General features: G+C 54.2%; 23 protein-coding genes. 6 read left to right on the forward strand and 17 right to left on the reverse strand.

The annotated features are described in order from the left end of the window. From rsmI to NP590_RS08025, 4 genes are all read left to right on the forward strand, one after another. Positions 1–894, forward strand: a complete 894-nt coding sequence (rsmI, locus tag NP590_RS08010) for a 16S rRNA (cytidine(1402)-2'-O)-methyltransferase (RefSeq protein ID WP_443192667.1) — start codon at positions 1–3, stop codon at positions 892–894. A gap of 111 nt (positions 895–1,005) precedes the next feature. Beyond that, the gene (locus NP590_RS08015) at positions 1,006–1,749 is read left to right on the forward strand and encodes a methylenetetrahydrofolate reductase (protein WP_256601880.1); all 744 of its coding nucleotides are present in this window, start codon (positions 1,006–1,008) and stop codon (positions 1,747–1,749) included. 89 nt (positions 1,750–1,838) lie between these two features. Then, positions 1,839–2,744 (forward strand): D-hexose-6-phosphate mutarotase, encoded by a 906-nt coding sequence (locus NP590_RS08020; RefSeq protein ID WP_256601804.1) that lies wholly within the window; start codon positions 1,839–1,841, stop codon positions 2,742–2,744. Between the two features lie 96 nt (positions 2,745–2,840). Further along, entirely contained in the window at positions 2,841–3,521 is a 681-nt protein-coding gene (locus NP590_RS08025) for an FHA domain-containing protein (RefSeq protein WP_256601805.1), read from the forward strand. A 4-nt stretch (positions 3,522–3,525) separates the two neighbouring features. Here NP590_RS08025 and NP590_RS08030 read toward each other — a convergent pair whose 3' ends face one another. The 8 genes from NP590_RS08030 to NP590_RS08065 form a co-directional block, all read right to left on the reverse strand. Beyond that, complete coding sequence (locus NP590_RS08030; RefSeq protein WP_256601806.1) at positions 3,526–4,353, reverse strand: PP2C family protein-serine/threonine phosphatase; 828 nt, start codon at positions 4,351–4,353, stop codon at positions 3,526–3,528. An 18-nt stretch (positions 4,354–4,371) separates the two neighbouring features. Continuing rightward, complete coding sequence (trpC, locus tag NP590_RS08035) at positions 4,372–5,172, reverse strand: indole-3-glycerol phosphate synthase TrpC (RefSeq protein WP_256601807.1); 801 nt, start codon at positions 5,170–5,172, stop codon at positions 4,372–4,374. Positions 5,173–6,139: 967 nt separating this feature from the next. After that, complete coding sequence (locus tag NP590_RS08040; protein WP_256601808.1) at positions 6,140–6,406, reverse strand: type II toxin-antitoxin system RelE family toxin; 267 nt, start codon at positions 6,404–6,406, stop codon at positions 6,140–6,142. Beyond that, positions 6,406–6,600 (reverse strand): RelB antitoxin-like protein, encoded by a 195-nt coding sequence (locus tag NP590_RS08045; RefSeq protein ID WP_256601809.1) that lies wholly within the window; start codon positions 6,598–6,600, stop codon positions 6,406–6,408. Before NP590_RS08045 ends, NP590_RS08040 begins: the two co-directional genes overlap by 1 nt. A 90-nt stretch (positions 6,601–6,690) precedes the next feature. Continuing rightward, complete coding sequence (trpD, locus tag NP590_RS08050; protein WP_256601810.1) at positions 6,691–7,698, reverse strand: anthranilate phosphoribosyltransferase; 1,008 nt, start codon at positions 7,696–7,698, stop codon at positions 6,691–6,693. Positions 7,699–7,741: 43 nt separating this feature from the next. Next, positions 7,742–8,188 carry a DUF411 domain-containing protein gene (locus tag NP590_RS08055; protein ID WP_256601811.1) on the reverse strand — a complete coding sequence of 149 codons (447 nt, stop codon included), beginning with the start codon at positions 8,186–8,188 and terminating at the stop codon, positions 7,742–7,744. A 72-nt stretch (positions 8,189–8,260) separates the two neighbouring features. Continuing rightward, on the reverse strand, positions 8,261–8,680 hold the full coding sequence (locus tag NP590_RS08060) for a secondary thiamine-phosphate synthase enzyme YjbQ (RefSeq protein ID WP_256601812.1): 420 nt from the start codon (positions 8,678–8,680) through the stop codon (positions 8,261–8,263). A 15-nt stretch (positions 8,681–8,695) separates the two neighbouring features. After that, on the reverse strand, positions 8,696–9,280 hold the full coding sequence (locus NP590_RS08065; protein WP_256601813.1) for a TetR/AcrR family transcriptional regulator: 585 nt from the start codon (positions 9,278–9,280) through the stop codon (positions 8,696–8,698). A 108-nt stretch (positions 9,281–9,388) separates the two neighbouring features. On the opposite strand from NP590_RS08065, the gene NP590_RS08070 reads away from it, so the two are divergent. After that, on the forward strand, positions 9,389–10,042 hold the full coding sequence (locus NP590_RS08070; RefSeq protein WP_256601814.1) for a glutathione S-transferase family protein: 654 nt from the start codon (positions 9,389–9,391) through the stop codon (positions 10,040–10,042). Between the two features lie 55 nt (positions 10,043–10,097). Here NP590_RS08070 and NP590_RS08075 read toward each other — a convergent pair whose 3' ends face one another. From NP590_RS08075 to NP590_RS08105, 7 genes are all read right to left on the reverse strand, one after another. Further along, complete coding sequence (locus NP590_RS08075) at positions 10,098–10,313, reverse strand: hypothetical protein (RefSeq protein WP_256601815.1); 216 nt, start codon at positions 10,311–10,313, stop codon at positions 10,098–10,100. Continuing rightward, the gene (locus NP590_RS08080; RefSeq protein ID WP_256601816.1) at positions 10,310–10,522 is read right to left on the reverse strand and encodes a DUF4177 domain-containing protein; all 213 of its coding nucleotides are present in this window, start codon (positions 10,520–10,522) and stop codon (positions 10,310–10,312) included. The genes NP590_RS08075 and NP590_RS08080 overlap by 4 nt, the downstream gene beginning before the upstream one ends. 59 nt (positions 10,523–10,581) lie before the next feature. Continuing rightward, entirely contained in the window at positions 10,582–11,997 is a 1,416-nt protein-coding gene (gene lpdA / locus NP590_RS08085; protein WP_256601817.1) for a dihydrolipoyl dehydrogenase, read from the reverse strand. Between the two features lie 518 nt (positions 11,998–12,515). After that, positions 12,516–14,456: a dynamin family protein gene (locus tag NP590_RS08090; RefSeq protein WP_256601818.1), complete on the reverse strand. Its 1,941-nt coding sequence runs from the start codon at positions 14,454–14,456 to the stop codon at positions 12,516–12,518. Between the two features lie 102 nt (positions 14,457–14,558). Beyond that, positions 14,559–15,197 (reverse strand): orotate phosphoribosyltransferase, encoded by a 639-nt coding sequence (pyrE, locus tag NP590_RS08095; RefSeq protein ID WP_256601819.1) that lies wholly within the window; start codon positions 15,195–15,197, stop codon positions 14,559–14,561. A 48-nt stretch (positions 15,198–15,245) separates the two neighbouring features. After that, positions 15,246–16,382 carry a radical SAM family heme chaperone HemW gene (gene hemW / locus NP590_RS08100; RefSeq protein WP_256601820.1) on the reverse strand — a complete coding sequence of 379 codons (1,137 nt, stop codon included), beginning with the start codon at positions 16,380–16,382 and terminating at the stop codon, positions 15,246–15,248. 12 nt (positions 16,383–16,394) lie between these two features. Then, positions 16,395–16,835 carry a VOC family protein gene (locus NP590_RS08105; protein ID WP_256601821.1) on the reverse strand — a complete coding sequence of 147 codons (441 nt, stop codon included), beginning with the start codon at positions 16,833–16,835 and terminating at the stop codon, positions 16,395–16,397. Between the two features lie 115 nt (positions 16,836–16,950). Here NP590_RS08105 and NP590_RS08110 point away from each other — a divergent pair, with 115 nt between their 5' ends. Continuing rightward, positions 16,951–17,286: an ASCH domain-containing protein gene (locus NP590_RS08110; protein WP_256601823.1), complete on the forward strand. Its 336-nt coding sequence runs from the start codon at positions 16,951–16,953 to the stop codon at positions 17,284–17,286. Here NP590_RS08110 and NP590_RS08115 read toward each other — a convergent pair. Both NP590_RS08115 and NP590_RS08120 read right to left on the reverse strand, forming a co-directional pair. After that, on the reverse strand, positions 17,264–18,025 hold the full coding sequence (locus NP590_RS08115; protein WP_256601824.1) for an HvfC family RiPP maturation protein: 762 nt from the start codon (positions 18,023–18,025) through the stop codon (positions 17,264–17,266). The two genes, NP590_RS08110 and NP590_RS08115, sit on opposite strands and share 23 nt — an antisense overlap. Beyond that, positions 18,025–18,873, reverse strand: coding sequence for an HvfB family MNIO-type RiPP peptide maturase (locus NP590_RS08120; protein ID WP_256601825.1), 849 nt, complete (start codon positions 18,871–18,873; stop codon positions 18,025–18,027). Before NP590_RS08120 ends, NP590_RS08115 begins: the two co-directional genes overlap by 1 nt. Positions 18,874–18,893: the final 20 nt, after the last annotated feature.

Here is an 18,893-nt window from a genome sequence, read left to right on the forward strand (position 1 = left end):
ATGAAAAAACATTTTGAATCAGACATAGTTGCGGAGGGCTTGGGACAGATGTCCGGAAAATTATACGTGGTTGCCACGCCAATAGGTAATCTGGCGGATTTCAGCTTTCGGGCTCTGGAGGTTCTCAAACAGGTCGATCTGATCGCCGCCGAAGATACCCGCCACGTTAAAATGCTGCTACAGCACTACGGCATCAACAAACCGCTGGTTTCCCTGCATCAACACAACGAAGAGCATGCCTCACGGGGTCTGGTCGACAATATGCGAGCCGGCCAAACTATTGCGCTGGTATCCGATGCCGGCACCCCCTTGCTCAGCGACCCCGGCCTGCCGCTGGTAAAACTGGCCAAGCAGGCCGAATTGGATGTGATACCGATCCCAGGCGCCTGTGCGCTGATTGCCGCCCTGTCGGTCTCCGGCCTGCCTGTCACCCGCTTCACCTTTGAAGGATTTCCGCCCCGCACGGCATCGGCCCGCAAAAGTTTTTTTCAAGCCAAGCTAGGCGACCCCACCACCTGGGCCTTTTACGAATCCAGCCACCGCATTCAGGCCTCGCTGGAAGACATGGCAACGGTTTTTCCAGCCGAGCATGAAATCGTCATCGCCCGCGAAATCACCAAATTGCATGAGACCATCCTCAAGGCGCCGCTAGCCGAAGCCCTGCAAAGAGTACAAAGCGACGAGAACATGCGCCGGGGCGAGTTCGTGGTAATCGTGGCCGGCTGCAAAATCGAGGCCGGCGATGAACATCCGACCGATGAACAGTTGAAAATCCTGCGCCTGCTGTTAAGCGAATGCTCGATCAAAACCGCCGTGGCGCTAGCCACCGAAATCACCGGCCAACGTAAAAAGCTGCTTTATCAAGCCGCGCTGGACATAAAGCAGGGAGAATAATCGCCCGATTTGGCACAATGCCAATTTCGGGCGGCTTTTCGACAACATCTCAAGCCCTTTATATACCAACCCAAAGACTTTGGCATGACATCAGACAGCAACACCTACAGGATGAACATCTCGTTTGAAATCGTACCCAGAACCCAGCAGGCGTTTGACGAACAATACGCCTTCGTGCAAAAACTGGACGGCGGCATCAATTTCATCAACGTGCCGGATATCCAACGCTTCGACACCCGCAGTTGGGAACTGGCAAACCGCATAGACCGCGACAAATACCGTTTTATCCCGCATTTTAGGGCCATCGACTTTAAGACGGACGGCGGCGAATTGTTTCGCATCATTGAAGATTACCACCTGGATAGCGTGTTGCTAGTCTCCGGCGATCCGCCCGAAGGCCTGAAACGGGCTTTTTATAATACCGACGTGGTCGATTTGATTCGAGCGGTGCGCCGGCGCTTCCCGGACCTGAACATTTACGCCGGCTTCGATCCGCACCGGCAAGGCCTGCGGGACGAATGCGAGTACACCCAGCGCAAGGCCGATGCCGGCGCCGTCGGTTTTTTCTCCCAGCCTTTCTACGACCAGCGCCTGATCGAAATCTACGCCGAACACATGCAGGGCCTGGAAACCTACATCGGCATCAGCCCCATCACCACCCAGGCCTCGATGAATTACTGGGAAGTCAAAAACAAGGTCAAGTTTCCGAAAAGCTTTCGGCCGGATTACGACTGGAATGTCGAATTTGCCAATCGCGTAATTGCCGCCGCCGCCGCCGCCGGCCTGAATGTGTATTTCATGCCGATCCGCATCGATTTGCAACGCTATTTCGGCGGGATCAGGTTGGGTGGGTAATTTTGGTTCGAACAATCCGGTCATCGTTGCCGGGATTATGGCCACGCGCCATTCGCAATTAAATAAGCAGTTATTTCTTTAGCAGTCTGATGGATATTCAACAATTAAACCGGGATTTCGGCATTGCCGGCCAGCTTGAAATTATTTCGGGCCAGGGTGGATTGCCCATGATTAAAATCGACAATGACAGCGCCAGCGCCTTGATCTCCATTTACGGCGGGCAAGTGTTGTCGTTTCAACCCCTGGACCAAGCTGAGGATGTGTTATTTCTCAGCCAGCAATCGGCTTACACGGAAGGCAAGGCGATACGCGGCGGTATTCCGGTGTGCTGGCCGTGGTTCGGACCCGACCCGAAAGGCTTGCAGCGCCCCAATCACGGCTTCGTGCGCAATCATTTTTGGCAACTGGCTAACACGACGACAATCAGCGCCAGCGAAACCAAAGTCAGCCTGCTGTTCAACGAAACCTACAAAAAGGAAAATACCTGGCGACAACCGTTTATGTTGTTGCTGGACATCGGCATAGGTCCCAGCCTGCAATTAAAGTTGACCACATTCAATACCGGCGACACACCCTTCTCGATTACCCAGGCCTTTCATAGTTATTTCCGGGTTGGCGATATCAAACGGGTAAAAATTTTCGGCCTGGAAGATTGCGAATATTTCGATAAGCTGGAACAGGGCACCCAAAAAACCCAGAAGGGTGTGGTTGCCGTTACCAAGGAAGTAGACAGGGTTTATGTGGAAGCCCGCAGGGATTTGGTGATCGTGGACCCGGTTTTGCAGCGGCGTATCCATATCAACTCGCCCGATACCAGCACGGCGGTGGTATGGAATCCCTGGTCGAAAACATCCAAAAAAATGCCGGATTTGGCCAATCTGGATTACCGGCGGTTTATTTGCGTCGAAGCGGGAAATGTGGCTTTCGACCTGATCAAAATTCAACCGGGAAGCCAGTTCAGCCTGCAAGCCAATTACAGCCTGCGGCCGGATTAGTGCTCCCGCCGTGCTTGGCCGGCAAGATTCGCTTTTTCAGCGCGGCATTCGGGGTTAAGATAAAAACCAAATTGAATTAGGGCGTGGGACAAGCAGATGAGTTTTATTGAAATTTATTTTAATAGTGCGCTAAGGCATACGGTGGAAATTGACAGCGATTCCGCCAGCATAGGCCGGGCAGGCTATAATCCGATTCAAATCGATAATAAGGGCGTGTCGTTGCTGCATGCCGTTATTACCCGCCAGGACAAGGAATGGTTTATTGAAGATTTAAACAGCACCAACGGCACTTATTTAAATGGCGTCAAGCTGACGGGCAAACAGAAAATCCGCTTGGGCGATACCATCAGTATTTGCAAACACGATTTAAAGTTTGTCGGCCAGCGCAGCCGGAGCGGCCCCGTCGCCAATGCCTCTCTGAGCGATGATGGCGACAGAACCGTAATGCTGGGGAACAACCCCGCCAGCACCTCGGTATCAAATACCAGCAACTGTTATCTGCTAGTGCACGGCGAAAAAAGAAATCTGAACAAGATATTGCTGAACAGGGATTATTTTGCCATAGGCAACGGCAAGCACAGCGACATTCGGGTGGGCGGCTGGTTTACGCCTAAACTAGTTGCCGAGATTTCACGTATCGGCAATAACTATTATCTGTTTCCCAGAAAATCCAGATTGGTGAAACTCAACGGGCAAGCGCTAAATACTCAAGTCAAATTAAGCAACGACGACACCATTGCCGTTAAAAAACTACTGTTAAAATTCATGGAAGAATAAAATCTTATTGGCAGACCAAAATAACCGAAATATTATCCTCCCCGCCATGCAGGTTAGCCAACTCGATTAACCGACGGTTTTTTTGTTCGATATTGTCTTTGTCCATCCCCTTGATGACGGCGGCTATCGTCTCGTCATCCACCATGGCGGTCAGCCCGTCCGAACACAGCATAAAACCATCGCCGGCCGCCACGTCCAGTATCCTGACGTCGGGCGCCACCTCCGCTTCCGGGCCTATGCCCCGCAGGATAATGCTAGAGCGGGGCGCTTCGCCGACTTGCCCGTTATCCAGCCAGGCCTGGTAAGCCGAGTGATCCTTGGTGATTTGAGTCAATTGCTGATCCCGCCAGCGATAAAGCCTGCTGTCTCCGACATGGAACACATGCATTATGGAGGCCGAGGCGCTGAATCTACAGCCCACCAGCGTGGTTCCCATGCCGTGCCCGCCAAGCGCTTCGGCGGTTTGATTCTGCTGGTAAATGGCTTGGTTGGCTTGAATCAGAATATCGCCGATGATTTGGCTCTGGGTGTCCGGCAGTGCTTGCCGGCTTCCGTCCGGCTTGCGCCAAAATCCAGCCAGTTTTCGCCAAAAGCCGTTTTGACGCCGAGGGGCGAGCTCGGCCGGCAAATATTGCCGAATGAGTCGGTTCACCAGTTGCGTAGCCTCAAGGCTGGCTTTATCGCCGTATTGGTGTCCGCCCATGCCGTCGGCCAACAAAATGATGCCGTCGGCATCATTGATCAGCATGCTGTCTTCATTGTGAGTGCGACAGCGACCGCAATCGCTTAGACCAGCCACGTAATAGCGGCTGAAAATCCGTGCTACCGACATGTTTCGCTCCGGCGCCGCTCAGGCAAAAAACAATTCCCGCATCTTCTGTCCGGGCGATTCGGCGCGCATAAAGGCTTCGCCCACCAGGAAGGTATAAATACCGTTGTCCAACATCAATTGCACGTCCGCCGGGGTATGGATGCCGCTTTCGGTGACTATCAGTTTGTCGGCGGGAATGCTGTTCTTCAGCTCCAGCGTGGTTTGCAGCGAAACCTCGAAACTGCGCAAATTGCGGTTGTTGATGCCTATCATCGGGGTGTTCAATCGCAGCGCCCGCTCCAGTTCGGCGGCATCGTGCACTTCCACCAGCGCATCCATGCCCAGGCCGCTGGCGGTATCGGCCAACTCCTTCAGCATGGCATCGTCCAGCGCGGCAACGATCAGCAATATACAGTCGGCCCCCAGCGCGCGCGATTCCTCTATTTGATAGGGGTCTATCATGAAATCCTTGCGAATCACCGGCAGCGGGCACTTTTGCCGAATCATTTGCAGATTGGCTTCCGAACCCTGGAAAAACTCCTTATCGGTCAGCACCGACAAACAAGTGGCGCCGTTCATCATATAATCGGCCGCTATGTTGACCGGCTGAAAATCCTCCCGTATTACCCCTTGGCTGGGCGAGGCCTTTTTGATTTCGGCGATGATGGCCGGCTTTTTCGCATCGGCCTTGCCGCGCAGGGACTGGTAAAAGCCACGCGGACCGGGCACGCCGGTGGCAATTTCCCGCAGCATGGCAATCGGCGCGTTGATTTTGCGGCGCGCCACTTCTTCGGCTTTTTTGGCTAGGATGGTTTTTAGAATGTCGGGAGTGTTCGTCATGATTCTTGCTTGGTTATTGTGTCGCTATCGCGACGGTTGTTTTAAAGTCGGGTCTCGGCCCGACAGCCGAGATACTTTCTTTTGCGTTGCCAAAAGAAAGTATCCAAAGAAAAGGCAACCCGGATGCCGCGTATTCCCTGCGCTCCTCGGGTTTGAGCGGGGTTTTCCGAAGGGGCTTCCCAGCCCCTACGTAAAACGCGATGCATCCCTGCATCGCCCCTATCGGGCAAATCCGCTCAAACCCTCCGGTGCTCGGCGCGGCATAAGGGGAGAAAACCATTGCCGTAGTTTATGTTCTCTCACTGCTTATCGTACCGATGCTCTGACGTCGGCGCGCCGATTGAACCGTTCTGCGATTCGGGATGCGATGCCTCTCTCTCAAAATGTTCCCACTCGAAGCATAGGGCAATATTGATCGCTATCTATCGTAACCGATGCGCCTCGCTATCGCTCAGCAGCATCCTATAAATTGCTTCGCGGTTCACAAGCACACCTTATGGCCTTTTGAAAACATCTGCTGGCATTCGTTTAATCTTTATAAGCACGTAGGATGTGCTGAACGAAGTGAAGCGCATCGGCCGCGAATGATGCGCCTCCTAACGTCGGCACATCCTTCAAATTCCTGTCGTTGTCAAATTATCCAACCACTTCAAATCCCGCAACGGGTTTTCTCCCCTGATGCCGCGCCGAGCACCGGAGGGTTTGAGTGGATTTGCCCGATAGGGGCGATGCAGGGATGCATCGCGTTTTTCGCAGGGGCTGGGAAGCCCCTTCGGAAAACCCCGCTCAAACCCGAGGAGCGCAGGATAAACGCGGCATGGGGTGTCTTTTCTTTTGGATACTTTTCTTTGGACAAGCAAAGAAAAGTATCTCGGCTGTCGGGCCGAGACCCGACATACAAAAAAACCGTCGCGATAGCGACACAAAAATACCTTACACCAACCCTGAAGAGAGGGCAGCTAAAAACTTAAGGAAAAAACTTATAAATTTCCTTTCTATGCATCACCGTAGCCACAACCACCACGTCATCCTTAACCAGCAATCCCACCCGATAATCGCCAAACCGAGCCTTATAAAACCCATCATATCCTTGCATTTTTTCGAATTTCCCTAATTCGAAAATACTCGTTGCTTTCGTTAAATCCTCAAATACAAATTGCTCAATCTTCGGACGAACCGATGCCGGCAAATCGGCCAATTGTTTCAGAAATTTCTTGCGATATTCAATCTGCATCAAGCCTTATCCAGGCTGGCATAGTATTTTTTGGCTTGTTCGATATTTAAAGCGTCGCTGTCATCGGCGTATATCAGTTGCACCAACGCATAGTTTTCCAAAACATTTTCGATTTTTTCGAAAGTATCGATATCAAGCTGTACGGCGATTTTTTGATTGCTTTCGTTAACGATATATTGCCTTTTAAATTCCATTATTTTTCCCCTTTAAAAGCAGAGTTGCTGCGATAGCGAAAATCGAACAATTTAGGCTAGCGCACCCGGTCGCGCGTGCGGCACAAAACGTCAAGAATACGCGACCAACGCCTCAAATTTAGCCAACGCACTCCCATCCGCCAACACTTCATGCGCACGGTTCACACCGGCCGCTAGCGAATCTACCAGATCCGCCGCGTAAATCGCCGCGCCGGCGTTCAGCGCCACAATGTCCCGCGCCGGGCTGGCTTGATTATTCAATACCTGGCGGATAATTGCCAAGCTGTCCTGGGCATTGCCGACTGCAAGACTGTCCAGGCCGGCGCGTTGCAGGCCGAATTGTTCCGGAGTGACGACATAGCTAGAGACCTCGCCGTTTTTCAATTCGGCCACGTCGGTAGCTGCGGCGATGCTGATTTCATCCAGCCCGTCCCGGGCGTGCACCACCAGCACATGCTTGCTGCCGAGTTTTTTCAACACTTCCGCCACCGGCACCAGCCATTGTTTGTCGAACACGCCGATCAATTGATGCGGGGCATTGGCCGGATTGGACATCGGTCCGATCAGATTGAATAGGGTTCTGACGCCCATTTCCTTACGCGGGCCAACCGTATGCCGCACCGCGCTGTGGTGTTTGGCGGCAAACAAAAAACCCACGCCAATCCGGTTCACGCAGTCCGCCACTTGTTCGGCCGGCATGTCCAGGTTGATGCCGGCGGCTTCCAGCACGTCCGCGCTGCCGCAGCTGCTGGAGACCGAGCGGTTGCCGTGTTTGGCGACCTTGCCTCCGGCCGCGGCCACGACGAAGGCCGCCGTGGTGGAAATGTTGAACGTGTTGGCGCCGTCGCCGCCGGTGCCGCAGGTGTCGATAACGTGATCGCCGCCGACCGGTACCGGGCGCACCAGTTCCCGCAACACCGACACGGCCGCGGCGATTTCCTCGACGGTTTCGCCCTTGCAGCGCAGGGCGATCAGAAAGCCGGCGGTCTGGGCGTCGCTGAGTTCGCCGTTCATCATGGCCCGCATCACCGTCTGCATTTCGGCGGCCGTGAGGTCATGTTTGTCGAGCAATTTCTGCAAGGTGGCTTGGATCTGCATAAAGTATCGAATCGGGTAAAACTAAATTGAGCGTGAAACAGGATTATTGGTCAGCTTTGTGTTCGGAAAACACTTCAGCCTTGCCGTCTTTATCGAACGAAACCACCGTATAATCGTCCCGCCGGCCGCCCATTTCCATGCCGGGGCTGCCCATGGGCATGCCTGGCGCGGAAATACCTACCACGGCGGGTTTGGTTTGCAGCAGTTTTTCAATATCGGCCGCCGGCACGTGGCCTTCGATTACATAACCGTCGACGATGGCGGTATGGCAAGAAGACAATTCCGCCGGCACGCCGAATTTTTGTTTGATCGCCTGCATATCGTCGCTGACGATATCCTTGACCGCAAAGTGATGTTGCTTGACATGGGTTATCCATTTGCCGCAGCAACCGCAGGTCGGACTGCGGTAAACCGTCATTTCCTTCTCGGCAACCGCGGCCATACTGGATGCTAGCAGTAGCGCACTGAGTAAACATTTCAAGCGTTTCATAAATACCCCCGTATTCGGCTTTTCAAATAGCCGCGTATTGTACGCTGCCACCACCACCATTGCACTGCCGGCCTATTCGCCATGCAGGGTTAACACCAAGCTGCGGCTGCCGCCGTGGTTGCGATGTTCGCACAGATAAATGCCCTGCCAGATGCCCACGTTCAGGCGGCCGCTATTGATGGGCAGCGTCAAGCCGCAACCGAGCAGGCTGCTTTTCAAGTGCGCCGGCAGGTCGTCGCTGCCTTCGTCCATGTGCTTGTAATAAGGTGGGTCTTCCGGCACGGCCCGGTTGAAGAAGCTTTCGAAGTCCGTTCTTACCGTGGGGTCGGCGTTTTCGTTGAGCGTCAGGGAGGCCGAGGTATGTTTGATGAACACATGCAACAGGCCGATATCGATCCGGCGCAATTCCGGCAGCTGGGCGACGATTTCGTCGGTCACCAAGTGAAAGCCGCGGCCGCGGGGTTTTAGGCGTATTTCTTTTTGTATCCACATGGGCTTGGTCGTCGGTTAGTCGAGGATGGGAGATTCAGCCGCGGCAAGATAATTGCCGAGCAGAATTTCGGCTGCTTTCCGGGCATCCCGCATGCCGCCCGAGCCTTTCTGCATTTGCTCCCTGACCATTGCGCCGGCAATCAGCATGGACAAGTGCCCGGCAAGCTCGTCCGCTTGCCGGGCGCCGGCCTGCTCGGCCAAACCGGCCAACAGCTGGCGGAACGACGCAGAATAGGCGGCGGCGGCTTGTTGTACGCGGCCGCCTTCTTCGGCGAACTCGGCCGCGGCGTTGATGAACGGGCAACCGCGGAACTCGGGGTCGGCATGCAGTTCCGCAAACACATCGAATACCGCCAACAGTTTTTCCTTGGGCGAATCAGTATTCGGCATGTCCCGCAGCAACCGCAGCCGCATGGCCTCGCGGCGATTGTCCAAATACGCCAGTACCAAATCGTCCTTGGATGGAAAGTATTTGTACAAACTCATCTTGGTGGTGCCTGCGGCTTTGACTACCGCGTCGACGCCGGTCGACTTGATGCCTTGGCGGTAAAAAAGCGCGGAAGCGGCCCGCAGAATGCGTTCTTGAAGATTTTGCGACATAAAGCAAACGGAATAAAACTTGCCACTATACCGACCGGTCTGTATTATTGCAACGGACTGACCGGTCGGTATAGTCGGGCCCATTTTTCATCCCACGGAGATATGTTCATGATCACACTTTACGGCGTTGCCATCAGCAACTATTACAACAAAGTCAAACTGGCGCTTTTGGAAAAAAATCTGGCTTTCGCGGAGGAAACCTTGCCGCCGGCGCAAAGCGAGGCGGTATTAAAACGCTCGCCGCTGGGTAAGATTCCCTTCATCAAAACCGCCGAGGGCTATTTGTCGGAGTCGCAAGCGATTCTGGAGTATCTGGAAGATGCCTATCCGGAGGCCCCCAGCCTATACCCCGACGATGTCTTCGAAAGGGCGAAATGCCGGGAATTCATCCAGCATATCGAGCTGAATGTGGAGCAGATTGCCCGGCGCATATACTCGGAAGCGATATTCGGCGGTAAGGTGTCTCGGGAAACCAAGGACGAAGTATTGACCAAGGTCGAAAACGGCCTGCGCGGGCTGGCCCGGTTAATGACGCTATCGCCTTACGCGTTGGGAGAACATTTTTCCGCCGCCGACGTGGTGGCTTGGCCGCATTTGCAATTGGTGGGCTTTGCCACCCAACAGATCTACGACAGGAATTTGGTCGCCGAACATCTTCCGGGTATCGCGGAATACATGCAGCTGATCGAAAGCCGCCCGCATGCGCAGTTGGTTGGCAAGGATAGGGCGGCGGCGCTGGAGGCGTTCTTTAAGAATCGGTAACGGAAGGCCGGAATGCTACACACGGCGCACTCCGGCTTTTCCTAACACCCAGGAATTATTCGTCTATGAAGCCCTTGGATTTAAGCTCTTTGTCGCTCAGGTATTCACGTATACCCAGCGCCACCAGTAACACAGCGGCAACAATCACCACGGCGGAAATGGTTAGCTTGATGAACACCTCGGTCGTCAGCAGGCTAAACCAAAGCTGCAGCAGGGCCAGTGCTGTCCATAACACCACAATCAGCAGACAGATACCGACGCCCAGTTTCATGTCTCCCTCTCCATAATCACCAGATAGGCTTCGCGCTGCCACAGCAACAACATGCGACGTATATCCTTTTCCATCGTCACCACCCGCCAACCCTGGCGGGCATTTTTGTTTAAAAAGTCGGTGAACTTTACCGGATCGACCTTTGAAGCGCCCAACAACAGTGAACCCAGCATGCCTTCCTGATAAATAACCACTTTATATTCTTTCACGGTAAACCTCGGATTAGGAAATGGAGTCGGTTTGCAGTTGCAAAACCACCCGGTATGGCTTATTTCTTCACATACAAATCCGTAATCGTGCCCTCTATCATTTCCGCCGCAAAGGCGAAGGTTTCCGACAAGGTTGGATGCGGGTGAATGCTGAGGCTGATGTCGGTGGCATCCGCACCCATTTCCAGCGCCAACACGGCTTCGGCTATCAGTTCACCGGCGCCGGGGCCGGTCATGCCGGCGCCCAAAATGCGGCCCGTGGTTTTATCGGTGAGGATTTTGGTCAAACCTTCGCTGCGGCCCAAGGCCAGAGAACGGCCGCTGGCCGCCCAGGGGAAGGTAGCTTTTTCGTATTCCACGCCCTGTTCCTTGGCTTGGTTTTCGGTCAAGCCCATCCAGGCCACTTCCGGATCGGTATAGGCCACCGATGGAATGGTCAGCGCGTCGAAACCGGCTTTATGGCCGGCTATGGTTTCGGCGGCGATTTTGCCTTCGTGGGTAGCTTTATGCGCCAGCATGGGGTTGCCGACGATGTCGCCGATGGCGAAGATGTGGCTGACGTTGGTGCGGCCCTGCTTGTCGACCGGAATGAAGCCTCTGTCGTCGACCGTCACGCCGGCTTTGTCGGCATCGATTAACTTACCGTTGGGGCGGCGGCCGACAGCCACCAACACCGCGTCGAACACGGCCGCTTCCGGCGCATCCTTGCCTTCCATGGTCACCTTAATGCCGGCATCGCTGGCTTCCATGGCCTGGACGCTGGTTTTCAGCCACAGGTTGTCGTATTGCTTTTTGATCTTGCGTTGCAGCGGGGTAACCAAGTCCTTGTCGCAGCCGGGGATGATTTGATCCATCAACTCGACCACGCTGATTTTCGAACCCAGCGCATGGTAAACGGTGGCCATTTCCAGGCCGATGATGCCGCCGCCGACAATCAACAGATTTTCCGGTACGCAGCTTAGATTCAAGGCATCGGTGGAATCCCACACGCGCGGGTCGTCATGCGGAAAGCCGGGGATTTTGGTCGGCTGTGAGCCGGCGGCGATGATAGCGCTGTCGAACGTGATAGTTTGGCTGCCGGAGTCGCTTTCCACAGTCAGACTATTAGCCGAGGCGAATTTGCCGACGCCATTAATCACGGTGACCTTACGCTGTTTGGCCAGTTTGCCCAAACCTTGATTCAAGCCTTGGCTGACGCTTTGCTTCCAACCGCGAATTTTGTCGATATCGATAGCGGGCTTGCCGAAGCTGACCCCATGCTCGGCCATCTCTTCCGCTTCGTGAATGATTTGCGCCGCGTGCAGCAAGGCTTTGGAAGGAATGCAGCCTACATTCAAACACACGCCACCCAACACCGGATAGCGCTCGACCAAAACCACCTGCTTACCCAGATCGGCGGCGCGGAACGCGGCGGTATAACCGCCGGGACCACCGCCCAGGACCAAAACTTCGGCGTGTGTTTGTGTGTCACTCATGGCATGGAACTCCTCAATGATAAATCCGTGGATGCGCGCCTTCTAGCGAGGACGCAAAGTCTGGCGTGAATTTTACCGGTTACAGCGACGGATAGACAATTAATCCGCGCAATGTTCGACTTGCGGCGGGCCATCGCACTCCATGCTTCTGTATGCTGACGACATTTGATTTGAAAACCATGATTTCCGCAGCTCAAAAAAAGTCCCCGGATGTCACCGAGACAACATAATTTTCACGGGCGGGAGGGAGGAAAGGTAACAGAGTGCGTAGTTTTATTTTGAGCGGGATCCCAAACCGACAGCGATACCGGGCATAAACGCCAAGTCTGTATTGGCCATGAACGACTTGCCGCGGAGCGTGCAAAAACAGCGCAACCCAAGGCAATATGAGTTTGCGCCGGGCTATCGCCAAATATCTCAATGCGTTTGAATACAAGATCGGGCCGGGCTGCTGGCGTTCCTTGATTTTCCGGTTCGGGATAGGAAACGCATCCGTACCACCAAGTCTGTCGGATCGATCAAGCGGTTTCGATATCGGTTATATTGATTTGCATGGCCTTGATGATGGCCAGCAATTCCTGGCGTTGCTGTTTCAGCGGCGCTAGTTCGGCTTCCAGCTGGGCGATGCTCTCGCTCACATTGCCCTTGGATTCGTTGATTTTGCGCAGCATGATCAAGCGGCTTTCGATCTGTTTCTTGTGGTCCTTGATTTGGTGCATCAGCGGTGTCAACACGCTGTTGCTCCAGGTCGCCGCATCCTTATGCGCTTGCTGCAGAATGGTGCGTGCCTTGGCGATCAGGGTGCTGTAAAGCTTGTTGACCACCAGGCTTTGCTCGGTCATCGTGGTACGGGCACTACTGCGAAAAGCTTCCCCTTCTTCAAAAATCTGTTCCAGTTCGAACTGATATTGCTTGATCGAAAACAATTGTGGCTCGATTTCCTTGAAACCGTATTCGTCCTGAAATTTTTTGTGTATGGCCTTGATCAGACGGCGGGTTTCTTCGGTGATATCGACGGAATCCTGCAACAGGTCGCGCAGCTCGTCGAACAACTTGCGCATGTTTTGTTTCATGCCGTAAGTGGTCAGGCTTTTGCTCATGTCCTGCTTGGTGCGCAGGATGATTTCATCGATTCTCTCTTTGGCGAACGAGTCGATCAACATGCGGGCCTGCACGGCAAATACCTTGCGGCTGGCCTGAAAGTTCTCGATATTGGCCATATAGGTATTTTGCCGATCGCGAGTTTCCGCCATCAGCTTGCCGGTCATCTCCTGGTTTTCGAAGTCGACCTGTTTGAATTCTTCCAGCTGTTTGCTGGCATTGACGACTTTGCTGTTCATCAATTTGATCGATTCGCTGACCAGAAAGCCGATGTCTTTTTCGACCACGCCTTTTAGAATTTCGCGGCGCTGATTCAAAATATCTTCCGACAGGTAGTTTTCCAATTTATTCAGGCGACTTCTCTCCAGCAATGCTTCGTCACCCTTCACCTTGGCCAGCAGGGCCTGTTTGGCGGAAACCGGGAAAATCAGCTCCTGTTTCAGGTTCAGAATGGTGGCCGAGGTTTCGATTTGTTTTTGAATCGCCGCATCGTAACCGGTTTCGCCGGCCAGATCGTCCCACATGGAATCGATTTTGTTCATGACTACCGCCAGACCTTGGCGGCGTTGCCCCCTGGCACTGCAAACATGGCTTTTCCACATTTCCAGATCGCTTTTGGTGACGCCGGTATCGGCCGCCAGCACAAACACGATGGCCTGAGCACTGGGCAACATGCTGAGGGTTAACTCAGGCTCGGTGCCCAAGGCATTCAGACCTGGGGTATCTAGGATGCACAAACCTTCTTTCAGCAGAGGATGCGGAAAGCTGATCAAGGCATGCCGCCAGCAGGGCACTTCCACAAATTCGGGGTTGATGATGCCTTGTTCGGCGGCTTCGCGTTCGTTCCACAAACCCAATTTGTCGGCGGTCTCCTTGCTGACTTTTTTAGTGGAAATCAATTCCTTGAAAGCTTCCTGCATTTGGGTGGGCGAGTCGACATTCAGGCTGATTTCGGTCCAGCGCTCGGGGTTACGTTTGAAATCCATCAAGGAAATGTCTTCCAAGCGGCTTTCGATATTCAACAAACGAATGTAGCTGCCACCCTCCGCGTCCCAAAACAACTCGGTGGGCGACATGGTGGTGCGACCGGGGGAAGACGGCAATAAACGCACGCCGGTTTCGGCAAAAAACAGCGAATTGATCAGTTCGGTTTTACCGCGGGAAAATTCGGCCACGAAAGCCAGCGTCACTCTATCCATATTCAAACCTTGTAGGATATTCAGCAAGGTGTCGGTACTCTGTGGATCGCTGAATTTGTGGCGGTTACGCCATTCACGGTACATCTCGATCGCTTGAATCAGTTGCTCACGCCAGTGCGAATATTCGTGTAATTGTTCTTTAAATTCCAGATTTCTCATGGCAAGCCTTTCTGCTGACTGTACTCGTGTTAAGAGGGCGAATAGTAAGGGCTAATTGTAGACTAAATACAAATAAGCGGAAGAACGACGCTTATGATAAGCCTAAATACCGTATTGTTGCCGATAGCCGCGGATAATCGGCAACTTGTCGGAAAATTCGGTGCTTTGTTCGATGAATTCGATGATGTGCGCCAGAGAAATGATAGCCAATACCGGTACGCCGAATTGTTGCGAAACTTCCTGCACGGCGGATATCCGGTTCTGACCCTTTTCCTGCCGGTCCAGTGCAATAACCACCCCGGCCACAGTGGCACTGGCGGCACGGATAATCTCCACGGATTCGCGCACCGAGGTACCTGCCGTGATCACGTCATCCAGTATCCATACATTACCCTGCAAGGGGGCGCCGACCAATACGCCGCCTTCGCCGTGATCCTTGGCTTCCTTGCGGTTAAAGGCAAACGGAATGTCGCCTCGTAGGCGGGAATAGGCTATCGCAGTGGTGCTGACTAAAGGAATACCCTTATAGGCCGGGCCGTACAGCACATCGACAGCCACTTCGGCGTTGATCAGGGTTTGGGCATAAAATTGACCCAGTTTATCGAGCCTCTCGCCGGTATTGAACAGGCCAGTATTGAAGAAATAAGGGCTGGCGCGGCCGGACTTTAGCTGAAAATCGCCGAATTTAAGCACCCCGCATTGTAGGGCGTAGGCGATGAATTGTTTTTGGTAGTCGAGCATATTCTTTGCTTCAAAGCGAATTGGCCGGCGATTATAACCCGCGTGCCATCAGGGAATGAACTTTTCCAAAATATCGTCCAGAAAATCCCAGCCCCGTTCGGAGCAAAATATCTGCCGTTGTTGTTCGACCAGCAAACCCTGCTCCAGACAATGCTGCAGAGCTGGCTGCAGGCTCTCCGGCGGCAGGCCGGTTACGTCGGTGTAGCCGCTGAGATTAAAGCCGGTTTTCAGACGCAAAAGGTTCATCGCAAACTCCAGCGGCAATTGCGCCTGCTCGATGGGTACGCAAGTCGCGGGCGCCGATTTATGCATATATTGTTCAGGGCTTTTAGGCTTGGCGGTGCGAATGATATCGTCCGGCAAGTTACGGCTGATTTTGCCGTGAGCGCCCGCTCCAATACCCAGGTAATCGCCGAATTGCCAGTAGTTGCGATTATGCCGGCATTGAAAACCGTCCTTGGCGTAAGCCGAAATCTCGTATTGTCGGTAGCCGCTTGCCGCCAAAACCCGCTGACAGGCTTTTTGCAGGGCGAAAATATTTTCGTCTTCCGGTAGTTGCGGCGGGAATTTATAAAAATAGGTGTTGGGCTCCAGCGTCAGCTGATAAAACGACAGGTGGCTGGTTTGCAGCGAAATCGCCTTGCGAATATCCGCCAGCGCATCGGCCTCGGTTTGCCCCGGCAGGCCGAACATCAGATCCAAATTCAGGTTTTCGAAGCCGGCCCGTTGGGCGATTTGCACGGCATTCAGCGCCTCGTCGGCACTATGCACCCGGCCTAGTTTTTTCAGTTGACGGTCGTCAAAGCTCTGTATGCCGATGGAGAGCCGGTTGATGCCCAATTCGCGATAGGCCTCGAACTTGGCGCTTTCAAAGCTGCCCGGATTGGCTTCCAGAGTGATTTCGCAATCCGCAGCCAGGGTGAGCAGATTTTCAATCCCAGCCAGCAAGTTCCGCATGGCTTGCGGCGAAAACAGGCTGGGCGTGCCGCCGCCCATGAATATGCTGCATATTGGTCGAGGCGCCGTCAACAAAGTCAGGTCGGCTTGTAAATCCGCCAGCAAGGCGTCCACGTATTGCATTTCGGGGATGCCCGCTTTGACAGCATGCGAATTAAAGTCGCAATAGGGGCATTTCCGGATGCACCAGGGAAAATGAATGTAAAGACTCAGCGGCGGCAACGGCATGTCCGGGTTTGTTTACCAGACGCCGGTATTGACCATGCTGGCCCAGGGTTCCCGAACCGGCAAGGGCGCGCCTTTTTGCAACAGCTCTATGGATATCTGATCGGGCGAGCGGATAAAGGCCATCCAGCCGTCACGCGGCGGCCGGTTGATCGTCACGCCTTGTTCCAGCAAGCGTTGGCAAACCGCGTAAATATCGTCAACCTCGAACGCCAAGTGGCCGAAATTGCGGCCGCCGCCATATGTCTCGGGATCCCAGTTGTAGGTCAATTCCAACAACGGCGCATCGTTTTCGCCGGCCCGCGCGGCATCGCCGGGCGCCGCCAGATACACCAGCGTGAAGCGGCCGGCCTCGCTCTCCATGCGGCGTATTTCGGACAGGCCTAATTTGCCGCAATAAAACTCCAGCGACTCCTCTAAATTGTTAACGCGAACCATGGTATGCAAATAACGCATTTCGGGCCTCCAAATCACTAAAAGGCGGCATTATGGTTGATAATACCCGGCTTGGACAACCCAACATTCATGAAGCCGGCGCGCCGCGCCACTTTCCCAGTAACAGGACGCAATAATGACCGAATACCCCGAAAAAACCTGCCAGATCGATAGACTGGTCCGCCAGCCGAAACTGGTGTCCGCCGCGCTGAGCGGACAGAAAACCCAGCAACGCCGCGACGGCTTATATGCCTATCCCGGCGAGACCTTTGAGTTGGAAGGCGTGACCTTTGTGGTCACCGAGGTGGCGAGGCAGCGACTTGGCGATATGACGGACCGGGACGCGCAAGCCGAGGGCTATCCGAATCTGGCCATGTACAAGGATTTGATTTTAAAAATGCACGCCAACATGGAATGGAACGAAGACGGCTTGGTATGGGTGCACGGCTTTAAACGTCAACAGCCGGAATAAGCACGCCCTTCATCGCCAGTTCCCGCAGGGTTTGCCCGCCGAAGCTCAATACCGAGTCCAACTCGATTTGCGGTGCCAGTTCCGCGGCCAGCAATTGCAAGACACTCTCGCCGACCACGCTGCCTTGCTGCTCTATCAATTGCAGCAAGCGATAGGTTGGCGGCGTGGTCTGCATGAAACGCACCTGATCGTCCGCGTCCCGGTATACCACCAAATAACTGGGTTGTTCCGGAGCGGATTGCGGCAGGAAATCCGGACCTATGCGATGAACCGGATATTGATAGGCCAGCGGCCAAGCAACCGGCGACAGGCTGACGCTTTGTTGCAACACCTGTTCCGCAAACGCGGCATCGCCGTAAACCGGCTCCGCCGGAGCAATGGACAAGGCCATTTCCACCCATTCGTAATGCGCCAATTCCAGCAGGAACGGCAAATCGGCTTCCGCCCGGCGTTCGTTTTGCAGGTAATCCAAAAACTCCTCGGCGATTTCGGAAAAATGCGGGGTTCCGCAGGAGTGACGGGCGAAAAAATCCCGCGCCAGATCGTGCCATTGCGCCTCGCCGAGTATTCCGCGCAACAGCGGGAAATTGCTGCCGAGGAAACCGTCGATGTTGTTGAAAAACAGTTCCCGGTACATGGCCATGCGCCTGGGGTCGACATCGGCCGGCGCTGGAAAATGGCCGGGGTCGCGAATATAGGCGGCAAACTCGGCCTGCTTGGCCTTGAAATCGACGCCCATCAGGCCTCCGACGGCGCTGGCCGCTGGCCCGAGCCGGCTTGAATGGCGCGTATGGTGTCGACTTCCAGTAACAATTCCGCCAAGGGTGGCAGATTGAAATCGCGCTCCAGCAAGGTTGGAAACACCCCGAAACGTTGGTAGGCCTTGTCGAGCAAACGCCAAACCGGATCGATGACCGGGGCGCCGTGGGTATCGACCAGAAAATCCTCGGCTTCGACATAATGGCCAGCGATATGCGCATAAGCGATGCGTTGGCCGGGCATGGCGTTTAAAAAGGCCTCGGCATCGTAAGCGTGATTGACGCTGTTGACGTAAATATTGTTGATATCTATCAACACATTGCAGTCGGCCTCTTCGACTACCGCATTGAAAAACTCGATCTCCGACATTTCCCGGCCGGGGGCGGCGTAGTAGGAAACGTTTTCGATGGCGATTTTATGTTCCAGTATGTCCTGTACGCGGCGGATACGGGCGGCGACGTGTTTTACCGCGTCGGCGGTAAACGGAATCGGCATCAGGTCGTACAAATGGCCGCCATGACTGCAATAACTCAAATGCTCGCTGTAGTAGCGGATGCCGTGCGCGGCCATGAATTTTTTCAAATCCCGCACGAATTGTTCGTCCAGCGGATCGCTACTGCCTATCGACAGTGACAAGCCGTGGCAAATAAACTGAAATTTCTCGGTCAGGGCCCGAAACTGCTTGCCGAGTTTGCCGCCCAAAGTCATCCAGTTTTCCGGCGCCACTTCGTAGAAGCCGACGTTGGCGGGAGGATCAACGGCGATCTCGCTTAAAAAAGACCGCCGCAATCCCAGGCCGGCCGCATTGATTGACGGCGGTTGATTCATGATGGGCCTGATTGCACCAA

This window comes from Methylomonas subterranea (assembly GCF_024505185.1).
Taxonomy (GTDB): domain Bacteria; phylum Pseudomonadota; class Gammaproteobacteria; order Methylococcales; family Methylomonadaceae; genus Methylomonas; species Methylomonas subterranea.